This is a genomic window from Streptomyces sp. NPDC001507 (assembly GCF_042894765.1).
Lineage (GTDB): Bacteria > Actinomycetota > Actinomycetes > Streptomycetales > Streptomycetaceae > Streptomyces.
On the sequence record NZ_JBIAVV010000018.1, the window covers coordinates 58,984 to 81,111 of the forward strand.

Annotated in this window: 23 protein-coding genes; 14 read left to right on the plus strand and 9 right to left on the minus strand. The window is 72.9% G+C overall.

What is annotated here, in order from left to right; translation table 11 throughout:
• Positions 1 to 8: 8 nt before the first annotated feature.
• Positions 9 to 1,346: a ferric reductase-like transmembrane domain-containing protein gene (locus ACFY0K_RS42975; protein WP_390644486.1), complete on the minus strand. Its 1,338-nt coding sequence runs from the start codon at positions 1,344 to 1,346 to the stop codon at positions 9 to 11.
• Between the two features lie 151 nt (positions 1,347 to 1,497).
• Here ACFY0K_RS42975 and ACFY0K_RS42980 point away from each other — a divergent pair, with 151 nt between their 5' ends.
• Both ACFY0K_RS42980 and ACFY0K_RS42985 read left to right on the plus strand, forming a co-directional pair.
• The gene (locus ACFY0K_RS42980) at positions 1,498 to 2,190 is read left to right on the plus strand and encodes a response regulator transcription factor (protein ID WP_351961926.1); all 693 of its coding nucleotides are present in this window, start codon (positions 1,498 to 1,500) and stop codon (positions 2,188 to 2,190) included.
• The gene (locus ACFY0K_RS42985; protein WP_390644487.1) at positions 2,187 to 3,698 is read left to right on the plus strand and encodes a sensor histidine kinase; all 1,512 of its coding nucleotides are present in this window, start codon (positions 2,187 to 2,189) and stop codon (positions 3,696 to 3,698) included. Before ACFY0K_RS42980 ends, ACFY0K_RS42985 begins: the two co-directional genes overlap by 4 nt.
• Positions 3,699 to 3,726: 28 nt before the next feature.
• On the opposite strand, the gene ACFY0K_RS42990 is transcribed toward ACFY0K_RS42985, so the two are convergent.
• Positions 3,727 to 4,998, minus strand: a complete 1,272-nt coding sequence (locus ACFY0K_RS42990) for a PP2C family protein-serine/threonine phosphatase (protein WP_390644488.1) — start codon at positions 4,996 to 4,998, stop codon at positions 3,727 to 3,729.
• A 58-nt stretch (positions 4,999 to 5,056) separates the two neighbouring features.
• Positions 5,057 to 5,428 (minus strand): ArsR/SmtB family transcription factor, encoded by a 372-nt coding sequence (locus tag ACFY0K_RS42995; RefSeq protein WP_390644489.1) that lies wholly within the window; start codon positions 5,426 to 5,428, stop codon positions 5,057 to 5,059.
• 104 nt (positions 5,429 to 5,532) lie between these two features.
• Between ACFY0K_RS42995 and ACFY0K_RS43000 the strand changes: the two genes are divergently transcribed.
• Entirely contained in the window at positions 5,533 to 6,768 is a 1,236-nt protein-coding gene (locus ACFY0K_RS43000) for an MFS transporter (RefSeq protein ID WP_390644490.1), read from the plus strand.
• Positions 6,769 to 6,783: 15 nt separating this feature from the next.
• Here ACFY0K_RS43000 and msrB read toward each other — a convergent pair whose 3' ends face one another.
• The 4 genes from msrB to ACFY0K_RS43020 form a co-directional block, all read right to left on the minus strand.
• A complete protein-coding gene (gene msrB / locus ACFY0K_RS43005) occupies positions 6,784 to 7,191 on the minus strand; it encodes a peptide-methionine (R)-S-oxide reductase MsrB (RefSeq protein WP_093498502.1) in 408 nt (135 codons plus the stop codon).
• Positions 7,192 to 7,204: 13 nt separating this feature from the next.
• Positions 7,205 to 8,593 (minus strand): UDP-N-acetylmuramate--L-alanine ligase, encoded by a 1,389-nt coding sequence (murC, locus tag ACFY0K_RS43010; RefSeq protein WP_390644491.1) that lies wholly within the window; start codon positions 8,591 to 8,593, stop codon positions 7,205 to 7,207.
• 168 nt (positions 8,594 to 8,761) lie between these two features.
• Positions 8,762 to 9,235, minus strand: coding sequence for an indole-3-glycerol phosphate synthase (locus tag ACFY0K_RS43015; protein WP_351712262.1), 474 nt, complete (start codon positions 9,233 to 9,235; stop codon positions 8,762 to 8,764).
• Between the two features lie 152 nt (positions 9,236 to 9,387).
• A complete protein-coding gene (locus ACFY0K_RS43020; RefSeq protein ID WP_390644492.1) occupies positions 9,388 to 10,224 on the minus strand; it encodes a pyrimidine reductase family protein in 837 nt (278 codons plus the stop codon).
• A 191-nt stretch (positions 10,225 to 10,415) separates the two neighbouring features.
• Here ACFY0K_RS43020 and zapE point away from each other — a divergent pair, with 191 nt between their 5' ends.
• The 7 genes from zapE to ACFY0K_RS43055 all read left to right on the plus strand — a co-directional run bounded on the left by zapE (position 10,416) and on the right by ACFY0K_RS43055 (position 16,371).
• Positions 10,416 to 11,522, plus strand: a complete 1,107-nt coding sequence (gene zapE, locus ACFY0K_RS43025) for a cell division protein ZapE (protein ID WP_390644493.1) — start codon at positions 10,416 to 10,418, stop codon at positions 11,520 to 11,522.
• Between the two features lie 205 nt (positions 11,523 to 11,727).
• The gene (locus tag ACFY0K_RS43030) at positions 11,728 to 12,126 is read left to right on the plus strand and encodes a hypothetical protein (protein WP_390644494.1); all 399 of its coding nucleotides are present in this window, start codon (positions 11,728 to 11,730) and stop codon (positions 12,124 to 12,126) included.
• Positions 12,127 to 12,228: 102 nt separating this feature from the next.
• The gene (locus tag ACFY0K_RS43035; RefSeq protein WP_351961916.1) at positions 12,229 to 12,807 is read left to right on the plus strand and encodes a carbonic anhydrase; all 579 of its coding nucleotides are present in this window, start codon (positions 12,229 to 12,231) and stop codon (positions 12,805 to 12,807) included.
• A gap of 8 nt (positions 12,808 to 12,815) precedes the next feature.
• A complete protein-coding gene (locus ACFY0K_RS43040; RefSeq protein WP_390644495.1) occupies positions 12,816 to 14,270 on the plus strand; it encodes a SulP family inorganic anion transporter in 1,455 nt (484 codons plus the stop codon).
• A gap of 143 nt (positions 14,271 to 14,413) precedes the next feature.
• Complete coding sequence (locus ACFY0K_RS43045; protein WP_390644544.1) at positions 14,414 to 15,250, plus strand: slipin family protein; 837 nt, start codon at positions 14,414 to 14,416, stop codon at positions 15,248 to 15,250.
• A gap of 64 nt (positions 15,251 to 15,314) precedes the next feature.
• Positions 15,315 to 16,169, plus strand: coding sequence for a polysaccharide deacetylase family protein (locus ACFY0K_RS43050; RefSeq protein WP_390644496.1), 855 nt, complete (start codon positions 15,315 to 15,317; stop codon positions 16,167 to 16,169).
• A 19-nt stretch (positions 16,170 to 16,188) separates the two neighbouring features.
• Positions 16,189 to 16,371, plus strand: a complete 183-nt coding sequence (locus tag ACFY0K_RS43055) for a hypothetical protein (protein ID WP_390644497.1) — start codon at positions 16,189 to 16,191, stop codon at positions 16,369 to 16,371.
• On the opposite strand, the gene ACFY0K_RS43060 is transcribed toward ACFY0K_RS43055, so the two are convergent.
• Both ACFY0K_RS43060 and ACFY0K_RS43065 read right to left on the minus strand, forming a co-directional pair.
• Positions 16,363 to 17,034: an ABC transporter gene (locus tag ACFY0K_RS43060; RefSeq protein ID WP_390644498.1), complete on the minus strand. Its 672-nt coding sequence runs from the start codon at positions 17,032 to 17,034 to the stop codon at positions 16,363 to 16,365. The genes ACFY0K_RS43055 and ACFY0K_RS43060 overlap by 9 nt on opposite strands.
• Positions 17,031 to 17,915 carry an ATP-binding cassette domain-containing protein gene (locus ACFY0K_RS43065; RefSeq protein ID WP_390644499.1) on the minus strand — a complete coding sequence of 295 codons (885 nt, stop codon included), beginning with the start codon at positions 17,913 to 17,915 and terminating at the stop codon, positions 17,031 to 17,033. Before ACFY0K_RS43065 ends, ACFY0K_RS43060 begins: the two co-directional genes overlap by 4 nt.
• Before the next feature lie 133 nt (positions 17,916 to 18,048).
• On the opposite strand from ACFY0K_RS43065, the gene ACFY0K_RS43070 reads away from it, so the two are divergent.
• The 4 genes from ACFY0K_RS43070 to ACFY0K_RS43085 all read left to right on the plus strand — a co-directional run bounded on the left by ACFY0K_RS43070 (position 18,049) and on the right by ACFY0K_RS43085 (position 22,094).
• Positions 18,049 to 18,741, plus strand: a complete 693-nt coding sequence (locus ACFY0K_RS43070; RefSeq protein ID WP_390644500.1) for a peptidyl-tRNA hydrolase — start codon at positions 18,049 to 18,051, stop codon at positions 18,739 to 18,741.
• 106 nt (positions 18,742 to 18,847) lie between these two features.
• A complete protein-coding gene (locus tag ACFY0K_RS43075) occupies positions 18,848 to 19,639 on the plus strand; it encodes a DUF4142 domain-containing protein (RefSeq protein ID WP_390644501.1) in 792 nt (263 codons plus the stop codon).
• A 142-nt stretch (positions 19,640 to 19,781) separates the two neighbouring features.
• The gene (locus ACFY0K_RS43080) at positions 19,782 to 21,050 is read left to right on the plus strand and encodes a DUF692 domain-containing protein (protein ID WP_390644545.1); all 1,269 of its coding nucleotides are present in this window, start codon (positions 19,782 to 19,784) and stop codon (positions 21,048 to 21,050) included.
• A gap of 258 nt (positions 21,051 to 21,308) precedes the next feature.
• Entirely contained in the window at positions 21,309 to 22,094 is a 786-nt protein-coding gene (locus tag ACFY0K_RS43085; RefSeq protein WP_390644502.1) for a DUF4142 domain-containing protein, read from the plus strand.
• The last annotated feature ends 34 nt before the right edge of the window (positions 22,095 to 22,128 follow it).

Genomic DNA, 22,128 nt, shown 5'->3' on the forward strand with positions numbered 1-22,128 from the left:
TGTCTCTCTCATCCCGCCAGGCTGAAACGCTCGAAGTGGATCTGCGGTTTGGGCACGCCCAGGTCACCCAGGGTGCGCAGCACCGCGTTCATCATCGGGGGCGGCCCGCACAGGAAGACGTCCCGGTCGGCGATGTCCGGCACGAGCTGCGCCAGTTCGCGCGCCGCCAGCTTGTCCGGCACCGGCGGCCCGGTGACCAGGTGCAGCTCGGCGCCCTTGGCCACGGCGAGGTCGCGCAGTTCGTCGTAGAGGACGGCGTCCCGGTCGGCGGAGACGCGGTAGACGACGACCGCGTGGCCGTCGAGGGCCTCCAGGAGCGCGCGGATCGGGGTGACGCCGACGCCGCCCGCGATGAGCAGGGACTCGGTCTTTCTCCGGTGCAGGGCGGTGAAGGCGCCGTAGGGGCCCTCGGCGAAGACGCGGGTGCCGACCTCGAGGTGGCGCAGGCCCGCGCTGCCGTCGCCCGCGGCCTTGGCGGTCAGGCGCAGGGTGCGGCCGTCCGGGGCGGCGGACAGGGAGAACGGGTTCGCCTGCCACCAGCGGTCCTTCGTCAGGAACCGCCACAGGAAGAACTGGCCGGCCTGGGCGCCCAGCCGGTCCAGATCGCGGCCGGTGACGTACACGGACACGACGTTGTCCGACTCGGGGACGACGGCGGAGACCCGGAACCGGTGCCGGTGGTTGCGCCACAGCGGCAGGACCAGGCGGCCCAGGGCCACCGCGCCGAGCGCCCCGCCCCACACCGCGTACCAGTACGTCTTCGCGGCGGACGACGCCGTGAAGGTCGTACCGACCGCGACCTGGTGGGTGAACGCCAGCACCACGGCCACGTAGGTGTACAGGTGGATGAAGTGCCAGGTCTCGTAGGCGAGCCGGCGGCGGGCGTAGCGGGCCGAGACGGCGCCGACCACGAGGATGATGCCCAGCGCGACCACGGCCCGGAGCACGCCTTCCGTCGTCTCCGCGAGGTCGACCAGCTCGCTCACCGGGCCGACGCCCGCGCCGTCGGCGTAGCCGAAGCTGATGAAGACGGCGTGCGCGAGCAGCGTCCAGAGCAGGGTGAAGCCGGTCCAGCGGTGCCAGGAGGTCAGCCGGTCCATGCCGATCCGGCGGTCCAGCCAGGGCAGCCGGGCCACCAGCACCAGCTGGAAGGCCATGACGAGGGCGCCGTAGAGGCCGAAGAAGCGGCCGATGACGATCAGGGCGTTGGAGGCGAAGCCCGCCTGGGCGAAGAACCAGGCGACCACGGCCGCGTTCGCGGCGAGCACGGCGTACAGGCCCGTGCGGGCCACCACCCTGGGGCGTAGCGCCGTGGGGGGCGCGGGGCGTGAGTGGACGGTCGTCACGGGTGGGCAGCTCCTTGATCGGGTCCTGGGAGTCGAGCTTCACCCGTGGCCGCTGTCGTTTTCCTGTCGGACGACTTTCAACTGGTTATCGATGTGTTCTCGGTGCGGGCACGGGTCTGGCGTCCACGGCCGCGTGCCGCAGTATGAGCGGGTGGAAAAAGTACGACTCCTCGTCGTGGACGACGACCCGCCGATCGCCGACCTGGTCGCGACGGTCGCGCGGTACGAGGGCTGGGACGCGGTCACCGCGTACTCCGGTGAGGACGCGCTGGCGCGGGCCGCCGAGTTCCGTCCGGACATCGTCGTGCTCGACCTGATGCTGCCCGACCTCGACGGCTTCGGTGTGCTCGACCGGCTGCGGCACTCCGGGACGATGGTGCCGGTGGTGTTCCTCACGGCCCGCGACGGGGTCGCCGACCGGGTCGCGGGGCTGACCCGGGGCGGGGACGACTACCTGGTCAAGCCGTTCGCGGTGGAGGAGCTGATGGCCCGGCTGCGCACGGTCCTGCGGCGCAGCGCGGGTCCCGGCTTCCAGCGCTCGGTGCTGCGGGTCGCCGACCTGACGATGGACGAGGACACCCGCGAGGTGCGCCGCGGCGACCGGCTGCTCTCCCTGACCCCGACCGAGTTCGAGGTGCTGCGCTACCTGATGCGCAAGTCGCCGACCGTGCTCACCAAGGCGCAGATCCTCGACCACGTGTGGGAGTACGGCTTCGGCGGCCGTTCGAACGTGGTGGAGCTGGTGGTCAGCCGGCTGCGCCGGAAGATGGACGAGGACGGCGAGCCGCTGATCCACACCGTGCGCGGCTTCGGGTACGTCATACGGCAGCAGGCGGCGGAGTGATCGTGCGGCTGCGGCGCTGGTACCGGTCGATGCGGCTGGGCACCCGGCTGGCGCTCGGGCTCGGGGCGCTGGCGCTGGTGGTGTTCGCGGTCGTCGGCACGTCGCTGACGATGTACATGCGGGACTACCTGTCGGCCCAGCTGGACGACCAGCTGGGGCTGGCCCAGGTCGCCCAGTCCAAGAGCATCGCGCAGAACGGCACGCTCCAGGGCAAGAAGTACTACCACTGGTACTACGCCGTGTACGACGTCTCGGGCGGCACCCCGGTGCTGCGCAAGCCCGAGGAGAGCAGCGACCTGCCCGCGGACATCGCCCCGCTCACCTCGGTGGCGAAGGCGCAGGTCGCCGCGGGCACCGAGGTGCTGCGCACCGAGGACCTGACCGGCGAGGGCCAGTACCGGCTGCGCGGCTGCGCGGTGGAGCCGGGGGTGGTGCTGGTCAGCGGAGCGCCGACGAACAGCATCGACGCGACGGTACGGCAGCTGGTGACGGTCCAGGTGGTCGCCTTCGGGCTGGCGCTGCTGGCGCTGGTGGTGTTCGGCCGCCGGCTGCTGCGGCACGGTCTCGAACCGCTGAGCGACATGGCGCACACCGCCCACGGCATCGCCTCGCACAACCTGACGGAGTCCGCGGCCCGGCTGCCGCTGCGCGCGGCGAAGCGCGGCGGCGGCCCCGAGGTCGAGGAACTGCGCACCGCGTTCAACACCATGCTGGAGCACATCGACCACTCGCTCGCCGTCCGCGCCGAGGCCGAGCAACGGCTGCGCCGGTTCGTCGCGGACGCCTCGCACGAGCTGCGCACCCCGCTGATGTCGGTACGCGGCTACGCCGACCTCTTCCGGTACGCCGCCGCCAACGAGCCCGAGGAACGCGAACGGCACCTGGCCCGGCTGCGCGCGGAGGCGGCCCGGATGGGCATCCTCCTCGACGACCTGCTGCTGCTCGCCCGGCTCGACGCCGCCGAGGTGGAGACCCCGCTGCGGCTGGAGCAGGCCGACCTGACGGAACTGGTCCGGGAGGCGGCCGACGCCTTCCGCGCCGCCCACGCCGACCACCCGCTGACGGTGACCGCCGGCCCGGACCCGGTACCGGTCCGCCTAGATCCGGTCCGGATCCGCCAGGTGCTGGACAACCTGCTCACCAACGCGGCCGTCCACACGCCCACCGGCACCCCGGTCTCCGTCACGGTCACGGTCACCGCGGACTCGGCGTCGGTCGGCGTCACCGACCACGGCCCCGGCATCCCGGCCGGCGACCGCGCCCGGGTCTTCGACCGCTTCTACCGCGTCGACAAGGCCCGCAGCCGGGACCGCGGCGGCAGCGGGCTCGGCCTGTCGGTGGCCCGGGCGCTGGTGGAGGCGCACGGCGGGACCATCGGACTGGGCGACGGCCCCACGGGCACCACGGTGTTCACCCTGACGCTGCCGAGGAAGCAGACGGGTTCGGCGGCGCCCCCCAGGGGCGCGGGGACCTGCGCGACCAGCCACGACGGCGCCGCAGACGACTGACGGCACATCGCGGCTCTTCCAGGGGCGCTCAGCCCCCCGCCTCCTCCACCGAGGTGAACCCGCCCTGCCGCGGGTGCGGACGCGCCGCCAGCACCGCGACGTCGTCCTCGGCGTGCCGCGCGTCGAGGCGGGTGAGGATGGATTCCAGCAGGCCGTCGATGTCGACGGCGGGGGTGAAGTGCAGTTCGGCGAGGCGGTCCAGGGAGCGGTCGATGTCCTCGCCGCGGTGTTCCACCAGGCCGTCCGTGAAGAGCACCAGGGCCTGGTCGGGTTCGAGCCGGTGGGTGGCCGACTCGTAGCCGCCGAAGCCGGTGCCCAGCGGCGGGCCGACGGGGACCTGCAGGAGTGCGGTGTCGCCCTCCCCGGTGATCAGCGCGGGCGGCAGATGGCCGGCGCTGGCCAGGGTGACCTGCCCGCGGCTGGGGTCGACGCGTACCAGGAGGCAGGTGGCGGGTCTGCGGTCCGCCTCGGTGGCGGCGATGTCGTCCAGCTGGCGCAGCACCCGGTGGGGCGGCAGTTCGGAGGAGGCGATGTAGCGCAGCGAGGAGCGGTACGCGTTCATGTCGACGGCGGCCTCCAGACCATGGCCCATCACGTCGCCGACGACGAGCAGCGTGCGCCCGAAGTGCAGCCGTACGGTCTCGCACCAGTCGCCGCCGACCAGTACCCGCCCGCCGGCCGGGAGGTAGCGGATCGACACGTCCAGGTTCGGGTGCGGCCGGCCCGGCTCGGAGAGCAGGGCGCGTTGCAGGTCGGCGGCGGTGCGGTTGACCTGGTCGTACTCGCGGGCGTGCCGGATGTGGGAGGCGGCGCGTTCGGCGAGCAGCGCGAGCAGTTCGGCCTCGGCGCGGGCGAACGCCGGCCCGTCGCGGCCGCAGACCAGGACGCCGTACTGGTCGGAGCCGCTGGCCAGGGGCGCGCACAGGGCCGGGCGGGGATGGCTGCCGAGCGGGCGGGTCAGCCACGGGTCCATCCAGGTGTCTGCCGCCGGGGTGCCCGCGTCCCGGGCGACCGCGGTGGCCCAGCGGGCGTCGGGCAGCAGATCGGCGTCGCCGGAGATCGACTCGTAGCCGGAGACGGTGTCGCCGACCCGCCGCAGCACGGCCGCGCAGCCGCCGGCCAGCCGTACCGCTGCCCGGGTCAGTTCCGTACAGGTGGTGGGCTCGTCCAGGCTGGTGCCGATGCCGGCCGCGGCCGTGCGCAACGCTTTGAACGGCTCGGCGAGCCCGTCCGGTCCGCCCGGGCCGTCGGCGGACGCGGGCCCCCTTCGGCCCTGGAACCATCGCGCGACACCCGACACCCTCACAGAATCTCAAACCGCACCGATCCGGGCACCAGCCGCCCGCGGGCGCGTGGTGTCAGACCCCGTCCGGCGTCCATGCGGCGACCAGGTCGAGCAGGCCGGGGAAGCGCGCGTCGAGATCGTCGACGCGGACCTGGCTGCGGCGCTCCAGCCCGTACTGGCGCTGCCGGGTGACGCCCGCCTCGCGCAGGGCCTTGAAGTGGTGGGTCAGCGAGGACTTCGGGCGGTCGAAGCCGAACCATCCGCAGGTGTGGTCGAACCGCTCGGACTCCAGCAGGAGTTTCTGCACGATGCGCAGGCGCAGCGGATCGCTCAGCGCTCCCAGCACCGTCTCCAGGCGCAGGTCCGCCACCGCGGGCTCGGGCAGCGGCGCGGGCAGATCCGCCGGCTCCGGCAGCACCTTGAACTCCGGCACCCGTACCGACATGGGCGACTCCTCGCATCCTCGCACCCGGTTCCCTTGTACGACTCCAATCGTACTGCATGCTATGTTCGAGAAAACTCGTACTGGATCCAGGGAAGGGACCTGTCATGCCGGAGAGTCGAACGGCGCCTCGGGAAACAGCGGCCGGACCGCGGACACCCGCGCCCTTACGGTGGGTGTGGCTGGCCGCCTGGCCGGTGACTGCGGTTTTCGTCCTGTCCAACGCGGCGACGCCGCTGTACGTGCTGTGGCAGCGCGAGATCGGGTTCTCCAAGGGCACCCTGACCGTGGTCTTCGCCTGCTACATCGTCGGCCTGCTCGGGTCGCTGCTGGTCTCCGGCGTCGTCTCCGACCGGCTCGGCCGCAAGCCGGTCCTGCTGCCCGCCCTGGGGCTGGCCCTGGCCGCCTGTGTGATCTTCGCGACCGCGTCGGGTGTGGCCGCGCTGATCGTGGCCCGGCTCTTCACCGGCATCGCCGTCGGCGCGGTGGTCTCCGCGGGCATGGCCGCCCTGACGGACGTGGCCGGGCCGCACCGCAAGCGGCTCGCGGCCCTCCTCGCCTCCTGCGCCATGGTCTTCGGGGCGGGGCTCGGCCCGCTCCTCGCAGGCGTCCTGTCCGAGACGCTGCCGGGCCCCACCGTCACCGTCTTCGTGGTGGAGACGGCGCTGCTCGCCACCGCCGTTCTCGCCGTGCTGCGTATGCCGGTGCGGCGCCCCGCCGCCCCCGCCCGGGGCTCCTGGCTCCGCGTCCCCGGCGTCCCGCCCGGAAACGGCCGGCAACTCACCCTCGGCATCGCGGTGTTCGCGCCCGGCCTCACCGCGACCTCGTTCGTGCTCTCGCTCGGCCCGTCGCTGCTGTCCGGCCTGCTCGGCACCACCAGCCGGATCGTCGCCGGGTCCATGGCGTTCGTGATGTTCCTGACGGCCACCGGGGTGCAGTTCGCGGTGCGGAAGCTGCCCCGGCACACCGTTCTGGCGGCCGGCGCCGCCGGCACCACGCTCGGCATGCTCGCGCTGGTCACCGCCGTGCACACCTCGTCGGTCCCGGTACTGATCGCCGCCGCGCTGCTGGCCGGGGCCGGCCAGGGCCTGGGGCAGCTCGGCGGGCTCTCGCTGCTCAACCACAGCGTGCCGGCAGAGCGGCTCGCCGAGGCCAACGCGGCGCTCAACGTGGGCGGTTACGTCCCGGCGGGCCTGCTGCCGGTGTCGGCCGGCTATCTCAGCGACGCCGTCGGACTGACCGCCGGCACCACCGTGTTCGCGGCGGTCCTGACGGGCCTGGCCGTCGCGGGCGGCCTGGTGGTCCTCGCCACCGGCCGCCAGGACCACGGGCCCGTCCGATGACGGGCCCGGCCGGACTCAGCTCTCGTCGGCGGTCAGCCGCAGCGAGATCGAGTTGATGCAGTACCGCTGGTCGGTCGGGGTGGCATACCCCTCACCCTCGAACACGTGCCCGAGGTGCGAGCCGCAGCGCGCGCAGCGCACCTCGGTGCGCACCATCCCGTGCGTGCGGTCCTCGATCAGCTCGACCGCGTCGGTGTCCTTCGGGTCGTAGAAGCTCGGCCACCCGCAGTGGGACTCGAACTTCGTGTCGGAGGTGAACAGCTCGGCACCGCAGGCGCGACAGGAGTACACGCCCTTGGTCTTGGTGTCGGTGTACTCACCCCTGAAGGCCGGCTCGGTCGCCGCCTGACGCAGCACGGCGTACTCGGCCGGCGACAGCTCCGCCCGCCACTGCTCGTCCGGCTTCTCGACGTCGTACGACATGACTCTCAGCCCCTCACTTCGTCAGGCGTTCCAGGATCCTCGGGCCCAGGTCGGTCACGTCTCCCGCGCCCATGGTGAGAACCAGATCACCGGGCTTCGTCATTCCCGCGACCACGGCGGGGACCTCGTCCTTGTCGTGCACGGCCGTGACGTCGGCACCGGCCGCGCGGGCGGCCTCGATGATCAGCTCGCTGGTGACGCCGGGGATCGGGTCCTCACGGGCCGGGTAGATGTCGAGGACGACCGAGGCGTCCGCGAGCGCCAGCGCGTCGCCCATCTCCTTGCCCAGCTCCTGGGTGCGGGAGAACAGGTGCGGCTGGAAGACGACCAGGATCCGGGCGTCCCCGCCCGCGGCACGCATGGCCTCCAGGTCGGCGGTCATCTCGGTCGGGTGGTGGGCGTAGGAGTCGATCACCTGGACGCCGGCCGCCTCGCCCTTGAGCTGGAGGCGCCGCTTCACACCCGTGTACGCGGCCAGGGCGGGCGCGAGCTCGGCGGCGGGGACCCCCAGGGCCACGCCCGCGGCCAGCGCGGCGACCGCGTTGTGCGCGTAGTGCCGGCCCGGCACGGAGACCGTGAATGTCAGTTCGGTCCCGTCCAGCAGGACCGTGACCTCGCTCTTCAGGCCCTGCGGAACGACGGACAGCACCCGGACGTCGGCGTCCGCGGCCTCGCCGTACGTCACCGTCCGGACCTTCCCCGCCACTCGCCGGGTCAGCTCGCGCGCCCCCTCGTTGTCGGCGTTGACCACCAGCGTGCCGCCGGGCACGATCCGGCCGGCGAAGGTCTCGAAGGACTCGTAGATCTCGTCCATCGAGGCGTAGTTGGCGTGGTGGTCGAGCTCCACGTTGAGGACGACGGCGACCTCGGGCGCGTACTTGTGGAAGCTGCGGTCGGATTCGTCCGCCTCGGCGACGAAGATCTCGCCCTCGCCGTGCAGGGCGTTGGAGCCGGGGGCGTCGAGGTCACCGCCGATGGCGTACGAGGGGCCGCGGCCCAGCGCGGTCAGGGAGACCGCGAGCATCGACGTGGTGGTGGTCTTGCCGTGCGTGCCGGCGACCGCGATCGGCCGCAGGCCGTCCATCAGGGCGGCGAGGGCGTCGGAGCGGTGCACCACCGGGACGCCCAGCTCGGCCGCGCGGGCCAGCTCGGGGTTGTCCTTCCGGATCGCCGACGACACGACGACACAGCTGGCGTCGTCGGCGAGGTGCCCGGCCGCGTGCCCGATGTGCACGGTGACGCCGAGCGCCCGCAGCGCCCCGGCGGTCTCCGACTCCCTGGCGTCGCTCCCGGCCACCTCGGCCCCGCGCTGCGCGAGGATCTTGGCGATCCCCGACATCCCGGCGCCGCCGATCCCGAGGAAGTGCGGACGCTCCATGGCGGAAGGAAGGCCGGGTGCCATGTGTTTCTCCCAGAGACGGTGACGTGCGAAAGCAGCCCTAGCCTATGTGCTGCACCACCGGTCGCTTCGCAAGGGACGCACGGCAGACCCACCTAGGGGCGCGGGGACTGCGCGACCAGCCGCAAAGCACCCGCAGCCGCGAACGCCCCGCACCGCTCCCCACGGCACCTACGCCTTGCTGTGCGAGAACAGCTTCAGCACCGGCACCCCCACCTTGTGCCGCGCCCGCGACGCCCAGTCCCGGTGGAAGAACTCCTCGACGTAGTGCGGATCGGTCAGCACGATCACCTCGTCCGCGCCCACCTCTTCCACCAGTTTCCGCAGCGCGTCCAGCGGGTGGTCCTCGACCATCCGCCCCTCCGCCGTGCTGCCCGCCGCCCGCAGGGCCGTCAGGGACACGTCCAGCGCCTGCTCCGCGGGGCCCTTCGCCGCATCCCCCTCCGGCGTCTCGCGCTCGCGCGTCGCCTCGTCGAGTTCGCCGAGTGCGATGTCGTCGATGGCCCGCAGCAGGCGGTCCGCCTGGTCGCCGCGCGGCTGGAGCAGTACGTGGAAGGCGACCTGCTCGTCCCCGTGCAAGGTGGTGACGAACTCCACGTCGGCGGACGTCAGGGCCTTCTCGATCATCAGAACGCTTGTGAACACCAGGCGCCTCTTCTCCCTAGAGGGCCGCACGACCCTCTGTCCTCCGTGGGGTCGGCACCCCTGCGGAAACCATCCTGCCCCGTGATCGCACGGGTACTGCCGGATTCAGTTTGCCCGCCGGAAGCTAAGCGGAACGGTATATTCCGCTGATTTCAGGACCGGCGGTAGCGACCGAACAGGAATCCGGCCTCTTCCAGGAGGGACACTAGTTCGAAGCGTCGGGGTACGGCGACACCGGGCCCCCCGGCGATCCGCTGCGCGTCGCCCGCCGTGAGCATCGGGGAGACGGTCAGGCACAGCTCGTCGAGGACACCGGCGGCGACGAACTGCCCGAGCAGCCGGGGTCCGCCCTCGGTGAGCAGCCGGGTGTGGCCGAGACCGGCCAGGGCGCGGACCGCGCGGGCGGGGTCGACGCCGACGCCGTCACCGGCGACCACCACGCGGGCCCCGGCCTTCTCGGCGGCGGCGACGCGGTCGGGAGCCGCGGCCGCGCCGGTGAGGATCAGTGTGGGCACGAGGGGCGAGGTGAACAGCGGGAGCGAGTAGTCGAGGTCGAGGCTCGCGGTGACGACGGCGACCGCGGCGACCACGTCCTGGCCGGCCGCGGCCCGGGCGCCCGCGAACTCCGCCCGCTCGCGCACCGGGCGGTAGCCCTCCTGCCGTACCGTTTCCGCGCCCACGACGACGACGTCCGCGAGCCCGCGCAGGGTGCCGAAGATCCGCATGTCGGCCGCGCCGGAGATGGGCTGCGACCGGCCGTCGTGCTGCCCGGCCCCGTCGAGCGTGGACACCATGTTGGCCCGCAGCCACGCCTCCCGCCCGGCGGACTGGGGCGAGGCATAGGCGTCGGGGTAGGCATAGGCGAGGGCCAGCTCGGCGAGGCTCCACTCCCGGTCGACGGGACCGGTACCCTCGGCCCCCTCCCCTTCGGCCGGACCGCCGGAGGCCCGCGCAGCTGTTTGTTCGGTCACAGGGAACAGGCGTCGCATGTCGTGCAGTGTGGCACGGCGACCGAACGGGTCCGACGAAGTCGGCTGCGGTCGGGCAGCGCACCGATGGGGCGCTGGGGTCACCCCCGGCCGAAGGCCGGCGGAGGAACCGCGCGCCCAGCCACGCCGGCGCCGCGGCCGACCGATGGCCTATCGCGGCACTTCCTTCCGAGCGCTTAGCATGGGTAACCGTGTCGTCTTCTCCCGCCGCATCCGAGGTCAGCCCCATAGCCGACGCGGCCCCGCTGTCCCTGTGCGCCCGTTCGCCGCACGTCCCCGCGGACCGGCTGGTCGCCGAGATGGTGCCGCCGCCCCGCTTCGACTCGGTCCGCTTCGCGACCTACCTCCCGGACCCGAACCAGCCGAGCCAGACCGAGGCCGTGCGGATCCTGGAAGGGTTCGCCGGCGGTCTCGGCGGGGCACACGCGGTGGCCGGGGGCAGGCGCGGCCTCTTCGGCTTCGGGAAGGCGAAGGCACCGAAGGCACCGGCCGGGCCCCGCGGGGTCTACCTCGACGGCGGGTACGGCGTCGGCAAGACCCACCTGCTCGCCTCCCTCTGGCACGCCACCCCCGCCGAGCCCGCCCTGAAGGCGTTCGGCACCTTCGTGGAGCTGACCAACCTGGTCGGCGCCCTCGGCTTCCAGCAGACCGTGCAGACCCTCTCCGGTCACCGCCTGCTGTGCATCGACGAGTTCGAGCTGGACGACCCGGGCGACACGGTCCTGGTGTCGACGCTGCTCGGCCGCCTGGTGGAGGCGGGTGTCGCGCTCGCCGCCACCTCCAACACCCTGCCGGGCAAGCTCGGCGAGGGCCGGTTCGCCGCCGCCGACTTCCTGCGCGAGATCCAGGGCCTGTCGGCCCGCTTCCGCACCCTGCGCATCGACGGCGAGGACTACCGCCACCGCGGCCTGCCCGAGGCACCGCCGCCGTACTCCGACGAACAGGTGACGAAGGCGGCGTACGCCACCCCGGGCGCCTCGCTCGACGACTTCCCGCACCTCCTTGACCACCTGGCCAAGGTGCACCCGAGCCGGTACGGCGCGCTCACCGACGGCCTGAGCGCGGTCTGCCTGACGGACGTGCAGCCGGTGCCCGACCAGTCGACCGCGCTGCGGCTCGTGGTCCTCGCGGACCGGCTCTACGACCGCGAGGTCCCGGTCCTGGCCTCCGGACTCCCCTTCGACCGGCTGTTCAGCGAGGAGATGCTGAACGGCGGCTACCGGAAGAAGTACTTCCGCGCGATATCCCGGCTCACCGCCCTGGCCAGGGACGCCAAGGGGCTCGTGGCCACCGACTAGGCGTCGGCGATCGCGCCGATAGTCGATCAAGGTCACCGGGTCAAGAGCCCGATCAGGCCACGCCACCGACACTTTTCACGCTCTCTTCGGCTCGCAACACCGAGTTAACCCTGCAAACAACTTTGCAGGGTTAACGTGTTTCTTGACCAACCATTGACCTGTGCTTGGTGCACACGAGAGGCGTGAACTGCCGCGAGGGAGGCTCATGTTCCGAGGTACGACAGCCCGGACCGTGCTCTCGCTCCTGGCCGCCGCCCTGCTCGCCGTCCAGTTCTTCGCGCCTGCGGAAACCTTCGCAGCCGCGCACACCCTCAGTCATGTCGAGGCCAAAGCCCAGCCCGGGCCGCAGTCCTCGGCGAAGGCCGTCCGCGCCGGTTCGCACATCCTCCGTGACCTCCACGGCCACTGCGGCGAGCCGCCCGGCCCGCCGCGGAGCGCCGACCGCCATCGCAGCGCCACCGCCGGCTGGGCGGACGACCGTCCGCCCAGCGCACGGCACACCGAGGCCATACGCACCCCGGTGCCCGCCAAGGCCGGGCACCACCGCACGTCGAGAGCGTCCAGAGCCCACTCACCGGCCGCGCTTCAGGTCTTCCGCTGCTGACGGAACGGGCTCTGCCCCGGGCAGTTCACGCCCTTCACCCCCCCACAAACGTCGTGCAAGCCCGACGCGCCGCTGTAGCGCGCCAGGAGGAATCCACACACCATGCAGCCCCTCATCGACAACGCCCGTACGTTCGGACAGCGCCCTGAGGAGTTCGCCAGGCTCGCCGAAGGCCAGTCCCCGCAGGTGCTCTTCATCACGTGCTCCGATTCCCGGGTCGTCCCGGCCCTGATCACCGGCGCCCGCCCGGGCGAGCTCTTCGAGCTGCGCACCGCGGGCAACATCGTCCCGCCGTACGCCTCGACCACCCCCACCAGCGAGGCGGCCACCATCGAGTACGCCGTGGAGGTGCTCGGCGTCCGCGACATCGTCGTCTGCGGGCACTCGCACTGCGGTGCCGTCGGCGCGCTGGTGCGCGGCGACGACCTGACCGCCGTACCCGCCGTACGGGACTGGCTGGCCAGCGCCGGACCGCGGCCGAGCGGGGCGGCCGAGGATCCGGCCGTCGCGGAAGGCGTGCAGAACCACGTGCTCGCCCAGCTGCTGCGGCTGCGCTCGTACCCCTGCATCGACAGGAAGCTGACCGCGGGCGAACTGACCCTGCGCGGCTGGTACTACGAGGTCCACACCGGTGCCGTGCGCGAACACCGCGCCGCCACCGACACCTTCGAGGCCCTGTGAGCGCCACGATGACCAAGTTCCCTTACATACGTCAGGACTTCGCCGCCTCTCTCGTCGTGTTCCTGGTCGCGCTCCCGCTCTGCGTGGGCGTGGCCGTCGCCTCCGGTGTCCCGGCCGAACTCGGCCTGGTCACCGGCATCGTGGGCGGTCTCGTCACCGGGATGCTGCGGGGCAGCAGCCTCCAGGTGTCGGGGCCGGCCGCCGGTCTGACCGTGCTCGTCTTCGAGGCGGTGCGGGAGTTCGGACTGCCGCTGCTCGGGGTGATCGTGCTGGTCACCGGTGTCCTCCAGATCGCCATGGGCGTGCTGCGGCTGGGGCGCTGGTTCCGGGCCATCTCGGTCTCGGTCGTCGAGGGCATGCTGGCCGGAATCGGCCTGGTGCTGATCGCCGGCCAGCTGTATCCGGCCCTCGCCGCCAAGGCCCCGGAGTCCGGCCCCGGCAAGATAGCCGGGCTGCCCGGGGCGTTCCTGGACGCCCTCGGGGACGGCGGGGCACTGGCCTCGCTCGCCCTCGGCGCGGGCACGGTCGCGGTCCTGGTGCTGTGGAAGTACGCGCCGGCGAAGGTGCGGACGGTCCCCGGACCGCTGGCCGCCGTCGGCCTCGCCACCCTGGCCGCCTTCCTGCTGGGCCTCCCGGTCGCCACCGTCGAGGTGCACGGGCTGCTGGACTCGGTCCAGCCGCCCCCGCTCAGCGCCTTCGGCGAGCTGGCGAGCGCCGGACTGATCGGCACGATCGTCGCGTTCACGCTGATCGCGTCAGCCGAGTCGCTGTTCAGCGCGGCGGCCGTGGACCGGCTGCACGACGGTCCGCGCACCCGGTACAACCAGGAGCTGATCGCCCAGGGCGCGGGCAACGCGCTCTGCGGGGTGCTCGGCGCACTGCCGATGACCGCGGTGATCGTGCGCAGCGCGGCCAATGTCCAGGCGGGCGCCCGCACCAAGGCGTCCCGGGTGCTGCACGGCGTCTGGCTGCTGCTGTTCGCGGCCCTGCTGCCGGGAGTCCTGGGGTACATACCGATCCCGGCGCTCGCCGGAATCCTGGTCTACTCGGGCGCCAAGCTGATCCCGGTGCGCGCGCTGGGCGTGCTGTGGCGCGAGCACCGGGGCGAGGCGGTCGTCCTCGTCGTCACGGCCGTGTCGATCGTCGCGGTGAGCATGTTCGAGGGCGTGCTGATCGGGCTGGCCCTGTCGATCGTCAAGACGGCGTGGGAGGCCTCGCACCTGAAACTGGAGGTCGTCGACAAGGGCTCGGGGCCGATCGACGCCTATCTGTCGGGCAACGCGACCTTCCTGCGGCTACCGAAGATCCTCGACAGCCTGGAGGCGCTGCCCCAGGACCGCCCGATCCAGGTGGACCTCTCCGGGCTGCACCACCTCGATCACGCCTGCCGGACCGCGCTGGAGAGCTGGGCCCAGCGGCACAGCGACGCGGACACCGAGCCGGTGAAGGTCACGGCCGCCTGAACCGGCGGCCGCCCCGGGCCGGGGTGCCGACGCCCCTCGGCACCCCGGCCCGGACCAGCTGCCCGGGGCCGTGGCCCCGACCGTCCCGTCGGGCATATCGTTGCAGCAACAGACATATCGGACCTCTTTGACTGGGGGTCGTGATGGTTCAGGAGCTGCTGGTCGCGGTGGTGACGGCGCTGTGCGTCGGTGCGCTGTACCTGGCCGCCGGCGCCCGGGTCGTCAAGCAGTACGAGCAGGGCGTGTTGTTCCGGCTCGGCCGCGTCTCCGGTGACGTGCGGACGCCCGGCTTCAACCTGGTGATCCCGTTCGTGGACCGGCTGCACAAGGTCAACCTGCAGATCGTGACGCTGCCGATCCCGGCCCAGGAGGGCATCACCCGCGACAACGTCACCGTGCGCGTGGACGCGGTCGTCTACTTCCGGGTGGTCGACGCGGTGAGCGCGCTGATCAAGGTCGAGGACTACAAGTTCGCGGTCTCGCAGATGGCCCAGACCTCACTGCGGTCCATCATCGGCAAGAGCGACCTGGACGACCTGCTGTCCAACCGGGAGAAGCTCAACCAGGGCCTGGAGCTGATGATCGACAGCCCGGCCGTGGGCTGGGGCGTGCAGGTGGACCGGGTCGAGATCAAGGACGTGTCCCTGCCGGACACGATGAAGCGCTCGATGGCCCGCCAGGCCGAGGCCGACCGGGAGCGCCGGGCCCGGATCATCAACGCCGACGCCGAACTCCAGGCCTCGAAGAAGCTGGCCGAGGCGGCCCAGCAGATGGCGGACACGCCGTCGGCCCTGCAGCTGCGGCTGCTGCAGACGATCGTCGCGGTGGCCGCCGAGAAGAACTCCACCCTGGTCCTGCCGTTCCCGGTGGAGCTGCTGCGGTTCCTGGAGCGGGCCGGCGGGCAGCAGCCGGGGCCGAACGGCGACGCCCCGGCCGAGATCGACGAGAACACCGTGCGGACGGGGCCGCCGCCCGGGTGACCCGGCGCCGTGCCGCCCGTCGCGCCACACCCGAAAATCGGACATACCGACCTAAGTTCGTACGGTGATCCGACTAGCACGCCGTCTGACCGGTACGAGCACCGTATGTGTCGCCCTGGGCGCCGCGCTCGCCGCCTGTGGCACCACCGAGGCCCCGCACCCCGGCCCCCCGGCCCCCGCCAAGGCCTCCTCCTCCGCCACCCCGCCGCCCACGCTCGCCCCCGGGCCCGGCGGTACGGCCCCCGTCTTCACGAACGGCCCGCGCACCCTGGGCAAGACCGTCGCCCTCACCTTCGACGCCGACATGACCGCCGACCAGGGACCGCGCGCGGCCAAGGGCGAGCACTTCGACAACCCGGCGCTGATCGCGACCCTGCGCAGGCTGAAGGTGCCGGCCACGATCTTCATGACCGGCCGCTGGGCCGACCAGTACCCGGCCCAGGCCCGTTCGCTCGGCCGCGACCCGCAGTTCGAGGTCGCCAACCACTCCTACAGCCACTACGCGTTCACCGGCGACTGCTACGGCCTGCCGACGGTCGCCGCCGCGAACATGAAGTCGGACGTGGAGCGCGCCTACGCCGCCCTGCTCCGCGCCGGGGTGCCGCACCCGATGCCGTACTTCCGCTTCCCCGGCGGCTGCTACGACCGGCAGGCGCTGCGGGCGGTCGGCGCGCTCGGGGTCACCGCGGTGCAGTGGGACGTGGTGAGCGGGGACGCCTTCGCGACGGACGCCGACGCGGTGACCAAGCAGGTGCTGGACGGGGTGAAGCCGGGCTCGGTGGTCGTCATGCACTGCACCCGCAGCGCCGCCCCGACCACCGAGCAGGTGGTACGGAGCGTCGTACCGGAACTGCGCAAGCGGGGCTTCCGGTTCGTGAAGGTCTCCGAGCTGATCGGGCAGACGCCGGGTCACCGGTGACCCGTCCTACGCTGGAGGCATGAGCGACGAGGGCTACTGCACGACCGACGAGGCCGCGAAGCCGCCGGCGGCGGCGGGACCGCCGTACGCGGAGTGCGTACTGTGCCGGGAGCCTACGGAGTACCCGGAGTCGTACAAGGGCATCACGTTGTGCCCGCGGTGCGAGTGGCAGGAGGCGCAGCGGACCGCCTGTTCAGGATGAGCGGCGGCCGTTGAGGGCGCAGGCCAGGGTGAAGGCCGCGGCGGTGAGCAGGGCCGCCGCGGCCACCGGCAGGGGGGAGACGGGGATCCGGCCCGACTCCGAGCCGGTCACCAGACCGCTGACGGCCGCGCGTGCCGGGGAGCCCCCGGCCACCACGGCGAGCAGTGCGGCCAGCAGCATCGTGGGCACCGCCCGGCCCGGCGAGCGCAGCAGCGGGCGGTTGGTGAGCGCACCGACGGCGGTGCCCAGCAGCGCGCAGACGAGGGTGGCGAGGAGTCCGGCGGTACCGGCCCGCAGGGGTGGTACGGGGAGCCGCTGGTCGTTGGTGGCGTGGTGGCTGATCACCGTCACGACCAGGGTGGCCGCCGTGCCGAGCATCGCGGCGGCGCAGAGGGCGGTGAGCAGGGCGGCCAGATGGGTTCTGGCCGGGCCGCGGGCCGCCGTGACACACGCGCGGGCGGCGGGCGGTTCGCCCGTGACGCAGATCCGCACCAGCCAGGCGGCCACCGGCAGCAGCGCGGCGGCCGTGTAGCCGAGCGAGTCCAGCACCGGCTGACCGCTCTGCACGCCCACGCCCAGGAACACCGCGTACAGGATCACCGGGGGCAGCCAGCGCTGGGAGCGCAGGAGGAGAGCGGTCTGGTAGCGCAGGAGTGCGGTCATGGGCGGTCTTTCTCGTCCGGCGGGACGTCCGAGGGGTTGTCGGCGGGGCTGACGGAGACCACGTGCCAGGGCGGGTGGGCCGCGAGCAGGGCGCGCAGCACCACGTCCGAGTGCGACGCGGGAACCGTAAGACGGTAGGTGCCGGGTGCCGGTTCCGCCGCCGAGGCCGCCGTGCGGGTCGCGTCGGCGGGCAGCCGGCCGCCGGCCGGCCCCCGGACGGTGACCACGGTGAGCGGACCGGCGGGTGAGGTCGCGTGCGCGGTACGGGGTCTGAGAGTGCCGTCGACGACCTGGTGGATCGCGTCGGGCGCGCCCGCGAGCCGCCGGGGATCGTGGTCGACGAACAGCACGGCGCCCCCGGCCGCGGTGCGCTCGGCGACGGCCCGCTCCAGCTCGGCGCGGGCCTCGGCGTCCAGGCCGGTCCAGGCTTCGTCCAGGACGAGCAGTTCGGGGTCGGCGAGCAGCGCCTGGGCGACGGCGACCTTCTGGCTGGTGCCCTTGGACAGCTGGGCCATGGGCGTGGCCGCGTAGGCCGCGGCGCCGAACCGCTCCAGCCAGGTCGCTGCGCGGGCGGCGGCCGACCTGCGGGAGAGGCCGTGGACGGTGCCGAGATGGGTGAGGTAGCCGGCGGGGGTGAAGGGGAGGGCGGAGGGGAAGCGCTCGGGGACGTACGCGGTGCGGGGGCGGCCGGTGACGCGGCCCTCGGTGGGGGCGTCTATGCCGGCGACGATGCGGAGCAGGGTGGACTTGCCGGTGCCGTTCGCTCCTTCCACGCGGGTGAGGGAGCCGGGGGTGAGGGTGAGGTCGACGCCTCGTAACACCCAGGGGCCGCGTATGCCGTAACGGCGGCCTACGCGGGCCAGTTCAAGATCACGGTGCATGGGGACATTGTGGAGCGGGATCGAGGTGGTGGGTTGCGGTGGTGTGCGGACTGCGGGTCAGTGGGGGCTGTTCGCGCAGTTCCTCCCCCAGCCTTCGGCCGGGGGTACCCCCAGCGCCCCTTAGGGTGTTCGTGTGAGCGCTCCTTTCCAGGTCACGGCGAACAGTCGTGACGAAGCACCCCAGTTCGTGCTGCCTCTTGTCGTGCGGATAGAGAAGTCGGCTCCCCCGGCCCGCACCGACGCACTCGAAACGGCCGCTCGGGCTGTCCTGGCCATGCTCAGTGATCCGCGTGCCCTCGGCGACGGGGAGTGGGCGCAGGCCGTTCGGGACTGGGAGGACGCGCGGATCCGGAAGGTCGTGCGGCGGGCTCGGGGGGCCGAGTGGCGGCGGGCCGGGGAGTTGCCCGGGATCACCCTCACGGGGAAGTCGGCCGAGGTACGGGTGTTTCCGCCGGTTCCCCTGGACGGGTGGCCCCGGGACCTGGCGAAACTGCAGGTGTCCGGCACCGAGCTGGACGACCCCGAGCCGCCGGTGGCCGCCGACCGGTCCGCCCCCGTGCTGTGGCTGAACCCGGAGCTGGAGATGTCGGCCGGGAAGGCGATGGCGCAGGCCGGGCACGGGGCCCAACTGGCCTGGTGGGCGCTGCCGGAGGAGGAGCGGGAGGCGTGGCGCGACGCCGGGTTCCCGCTCGCCGTGCGGACCGCCGATCCGGCCGAGTGGCGTGAACTGACGGACAGCGGGCTGCCGTTGGTACGGGACGCCGGTTTCACCGAGATCGCGCCGGGCAGCTGCACGGTGGTCGCGGATCATCCGGCGCTTCACTGACCTGGTGTCTTTAGACTTCCCTGGCAAACTTTGCCGTTTGTTTGAACATCGTCGCCGCCCCGCCCGTACGTCCTGGCACTGAACCAGCGACACGGGGAGGCATCCCTTGCGGCGTTTCAACGGTACGGCCATGATCCTGGCGGCCCTGGCCACCACGCTCGGGGCGCTCGCCTACCCCGTGTGGTCTTACGCCGACCGTTCCGGCACCGGTCAGGCGAACCTGGCGGCGGGGACCGTGGCCACCCAGTGGGGTCCACTGTCCGCCGCCGACCGCGATCTGATCGTGCGGGTCCGGCTCGCCGGGCTGTGGGAGCTGCCCGCCGGGCAGCAGGCCATCCAGCGGGCGCCGAGCGCGGAGATCAAGGAGGCCGGCGACCATCTGATCGTCGGCCACACCGACCTGGACCGCCGGGTCCGGATCGTCGCGGGCCAGCTGGGCGTCGAGCTGCCCAACGTGCCGAACGAGCAGCAGCAGGGCTGGCTCCAGGAGATGTCGGCGGCGACCGGCGCGGAGTACGAGTACAAGTTCGTGAACCTGCTGCGGGCCGCGCACGGCAAGATCTTCCCGGCGATCGGGACGGTGCGGAACACCACCCGCAACAGCCTGGTACGGCAGCTCGCCTCGGACGCCAACCAGACCGTGCTGGACCACATCACGATCCTGGAGAAGACCGGGAAGGTCGACTTCGAGGCGATCGCCAACGAGATCGCGGGCGCGAGCACCGCCAGCCCGACCGGTCCGCCGGTGCCGGCGCCCGGGGTGGTGGTGCCCTCCGCACCGGCCGCGCAGGCGAGCGGCGGCGTGCGCACCACCTCCCGGCCCTCCCCCGGCGAACCGGGCACGGTGAACACCGCGCGCCCCGACCCGGTGGACAGCCTGGGCGTGCTCGGCGGGTAGCCGCCCGGACGGCTCCCCGGAGCGCGGCCGCGAACCTCAAATGTTGCTCTGAAGCGGCAGAGGACACGGTTCGCGGCCGCGCTCCGGGGCCATACCCCCGTCATCCGGAACAGGTCGGAGCAGGAGGGGGACGGCCATGACCCTGGAGCGGCTGGGCACGGGCATCGGCTGGCGGCCGGAGATCGCGGACGCCGTGGAACGCATGCCGGGCATCGACTGGGTCGAGGTCGTGGCCGAGAACACCTGTCCTGGGCACCTTCCCGAGTCGCTGCGGCGGCTGCGCGAGCGCGGGGTGAGGGTCGTGCCGCACGGTGTCTCGCTGGGCCTGGGCGGCGCGGACCGCCCGGACGAGGGCCGGCTCACCGCGCTCGCCGAGCGGGTGGCGGCGCTGGGTTCGCCGCTGGTCACCGAGCACATCGCGTTCGTCCGGGCGGGCGGCGAGCGCACGGTCTCGCCCGTCCTGGAGGCGGGCCACCTGCTCCCCGTCCCCCGCACCCGGGACGCCCTCGACGTGCTCTGCGAGAACGTCCGCATCGCCCAGGCCGCGCTGCCGGTGCCGCTCGCGGTCGAGAACATCGCCGCGATCGTCTCGTGGCCGGGCGAGGAGATGACCGAGGGGCAGTTCCTGTACGACCTCGCGGACCGCACCGGGGTACGGCTGCTGATCGACGTGGCGAACCTGCACACCAACCACGTCAACCGGGGCGAGGACCCGGCCAAGGCGCTCGCCGAACTTCCCGTCGAGGCGATCGCCTACGTCCACGTCGCGGGCGGCTTCGAGCGGGACGGCGTCTGGCACGACAGCCACGCCCACCCGGTGCCCCCGGCGGTCCTGGACATCCTGACCGGCCTCGCGTCCCGGGTCACGCCGCCCGGTGTGCTGCTGGAGCGGGACGAGAACTTCCCGGAGCCGGCCGAGCTGGAGCGGGAGCTGGCGGCGATCCGGGTGGCGGTCGCGGCCGGGGGTGCGGTGGCCGGCGGCCCGTGGGAGCCCTCGCCGGCGGTTCCCGCCTCCGACGTCCCCGACGCCGTCCGGGAGCGGGTCGGGCTCGCGCAGACCGCGATGCTGTCGTCACTGATCGCGGGGACACCGGTGCCGGAGGGGTTCGACCGGGCGCGGATGGGGGTGCAGGCGCGGGCGCTGGCGGCGAAGCGGGCGGACGTGGTGGCGAAGGTCGCACCGGAGCTGCCGGAGATCCTGGGGGCGGGGTACCGGGCGGCGTTCCTGGCGTACGCGCAGGAGCGGCCGATGACGGGCGGCTACCGGCGGGACGCCCTGGAGTTCGCGGGCGCGCTGCTGCGGGCGGGGGGCGGCTCCTCTCATCGGCGGCTGGAGCAGTGGTGGCTGGAGCGGGCGGGGTCGGCGCCTCGGCGGTCGCGCGTGCGGAGGGCGTTGCGGCGGCGGGGTTAGCGGCCGGGGGCGGGGTCGCTCACCGGCGCTTGCCGGGTGAAAGACACGGCTGGACAGCGCGCCCCAAAGGGGCGCTGGGGGTACCCCCGGCCGAAGGCTGGGGGAGGAACTGCGCGACCAGCCCCCACCGGCCCGCAGTCGACGTACGGCCCACACGCCCCCGTCGCTGCTTCGTCCGTCACACCCCACGACCGCTTTCCGCACCCGTCGGTAATATGCCAACCCCGCACCCAACCGGCGTGCGGTGCTGGAGGCACTATGCGACCCCGACCCCCCGTCCAGGGACGAGGCATATTCAGCGGTACCGGGCTGATCATCGTCTGTCTCGCGGCGACCCTCGCCGCCCTGGTGTTCCCGATCTGGTCGTACGCCGACCGTTCCGACCCCACCGGCTCGGTGAACGTGCTCAGCGCCCAGACCGTGTCGACGGCCTACGGCCCGCTGTCCGCGCAGGACCGGGACTTCATCGTGAAGGTCCGCCTCGCCGGCCTCTGGGAGCTGCCGGCCGGGGAGATGGCGGAGCAGAAGGGCACCACGGCCGCCGTACGGACGGCCGGGCAGCACCTCGTCGACGGGCACACCTCCCTCGACGCCCACGTCCGCACCGTCGCCACCCAGCTCGGCGTGCCGATCCCGAACGCGCCGAACGTCCAGCAGCAGCAGTGGCTCGCCACGCTGAACGCCGCGCAGGGGCAGGACTTCGACCGGGAGTTCGCGAACATCGTGCGGCTGGCGCACGGCCGGGTCTTCTCCGTGGTGGCCCAGGTCCGCGCCGCCACCCAGAACACCCTGGTCCGCGATCTCGCCGACGACGCCAACAGCACCGTCCTGGACCACATCAAGGTCCTGGAGGCGACCGGCTACGTCGACTTCGGCACGCTGGCCCGGCAGTTGGCCGGCACGCCCTCCCCCGTGGCCGCACCGCCCGTCGTCGCCCCGGCGGACGCGACCCCGATCGCCCCCGGGCCGACATCGGCGCCGTCCCCGACGTACACGCTGCCGCCCGCCACCGCCAGCCCGGAGACGGCTGCCCAGAACCCCTGACCTGGGCGGAAAACGGAACGTCACATACCTACAA

Coding starts and splice junctions, on each gene's coding strand:
- ACFY0K_RS42995 (WP_390644489.1), bottom strand. CDS start 5,428: ATGTCGGTACGGGTGCCGGAGTTCAAGGTGCTGCCGGAGCCGGCGGAT.
- ACFY0K_RS43000 (WP_390644490.1), top strand. CDS start 5,533: ATGCCGGAGAGTCGAACGGCGCCTCGGGAAACAGCGGCCGGACCGCGG.
- msrB (WP_093498502.1), bottom strand. CDS start 7,191: ATGTCGTACGACGTCGAGAAGCCGGACGAGCAGTGGCGGGCGGAGCTG.
- murC (WP_390644491.1), bottom strand. CDS start 8,593: ATGGCACCCGGCCTTCCTTCCGCCATGGAGCGTCCGCACTTCCTCGGG.
- ACFY0K_RS43020 (WP_390644492.1), bottom strand. CDS start 10,224: ATGCGACGCCTGTTCCCTGTGACCGAACAAACAGCTGCGCGGGCCTCC.
- ACFY0K_RS43030 (WP_390644494.1), top strand. CDS start 11,728: ATGTTCCGAGGTACGACAGCCCGGACCGTGCTCTCGCTCCTGGCCGCC.
- ACFY0K_RS43035 (WP_351961916.1), top strand. CDS start 12,229: ATGCAGCCCCTCATCGACAACGCCCGTACGTTCGGACAGCGCCCTGAG.
- ACFY0K_RS43040 (WP_390644495.1), top strand. CDS start 12,816: ATGACCAAGTTCCCTTACATACGTCAGGACTTCGCCGCCTCTCTCGTC.
- ACFY0K_RS43045 (WP_390644544.1), top strand. CDS start 14,414: ATGGTTCAGGAGCTGCTGGTCGCGGTGGTGACGGCGCTGTGCGTCGGT.
- ACFY0K_RS43055 (WP_390644497.1), top strand. CDS start 16,189: ATGAGCGACGAGGGCTACTGCACGACCGACGAGGCCGCGAAGCCGCCG.
- ACFY0K_RS43060 (WP_390644498.1), bottom strand. CDS start 17,034: ATGACCGCACTCCTGCGCTACCAGACCGCTCTCCTCCTGCGCTCCCAG.
- ACFY0K_RS43065 (WP_390644499.1), bottom strand. CDS start 17,915: ATGCACCGTGATCTTGAACTGGCCCGCGTAGGCCGCCGTTACGGCATA.
- ACFY0K_RS43085 (WP_390644502.1), top strand. CDS start 21,309: ATGCGACCCCGACCCCCCGTCCAGGGACGAGGCATATTCAGCGGTACC.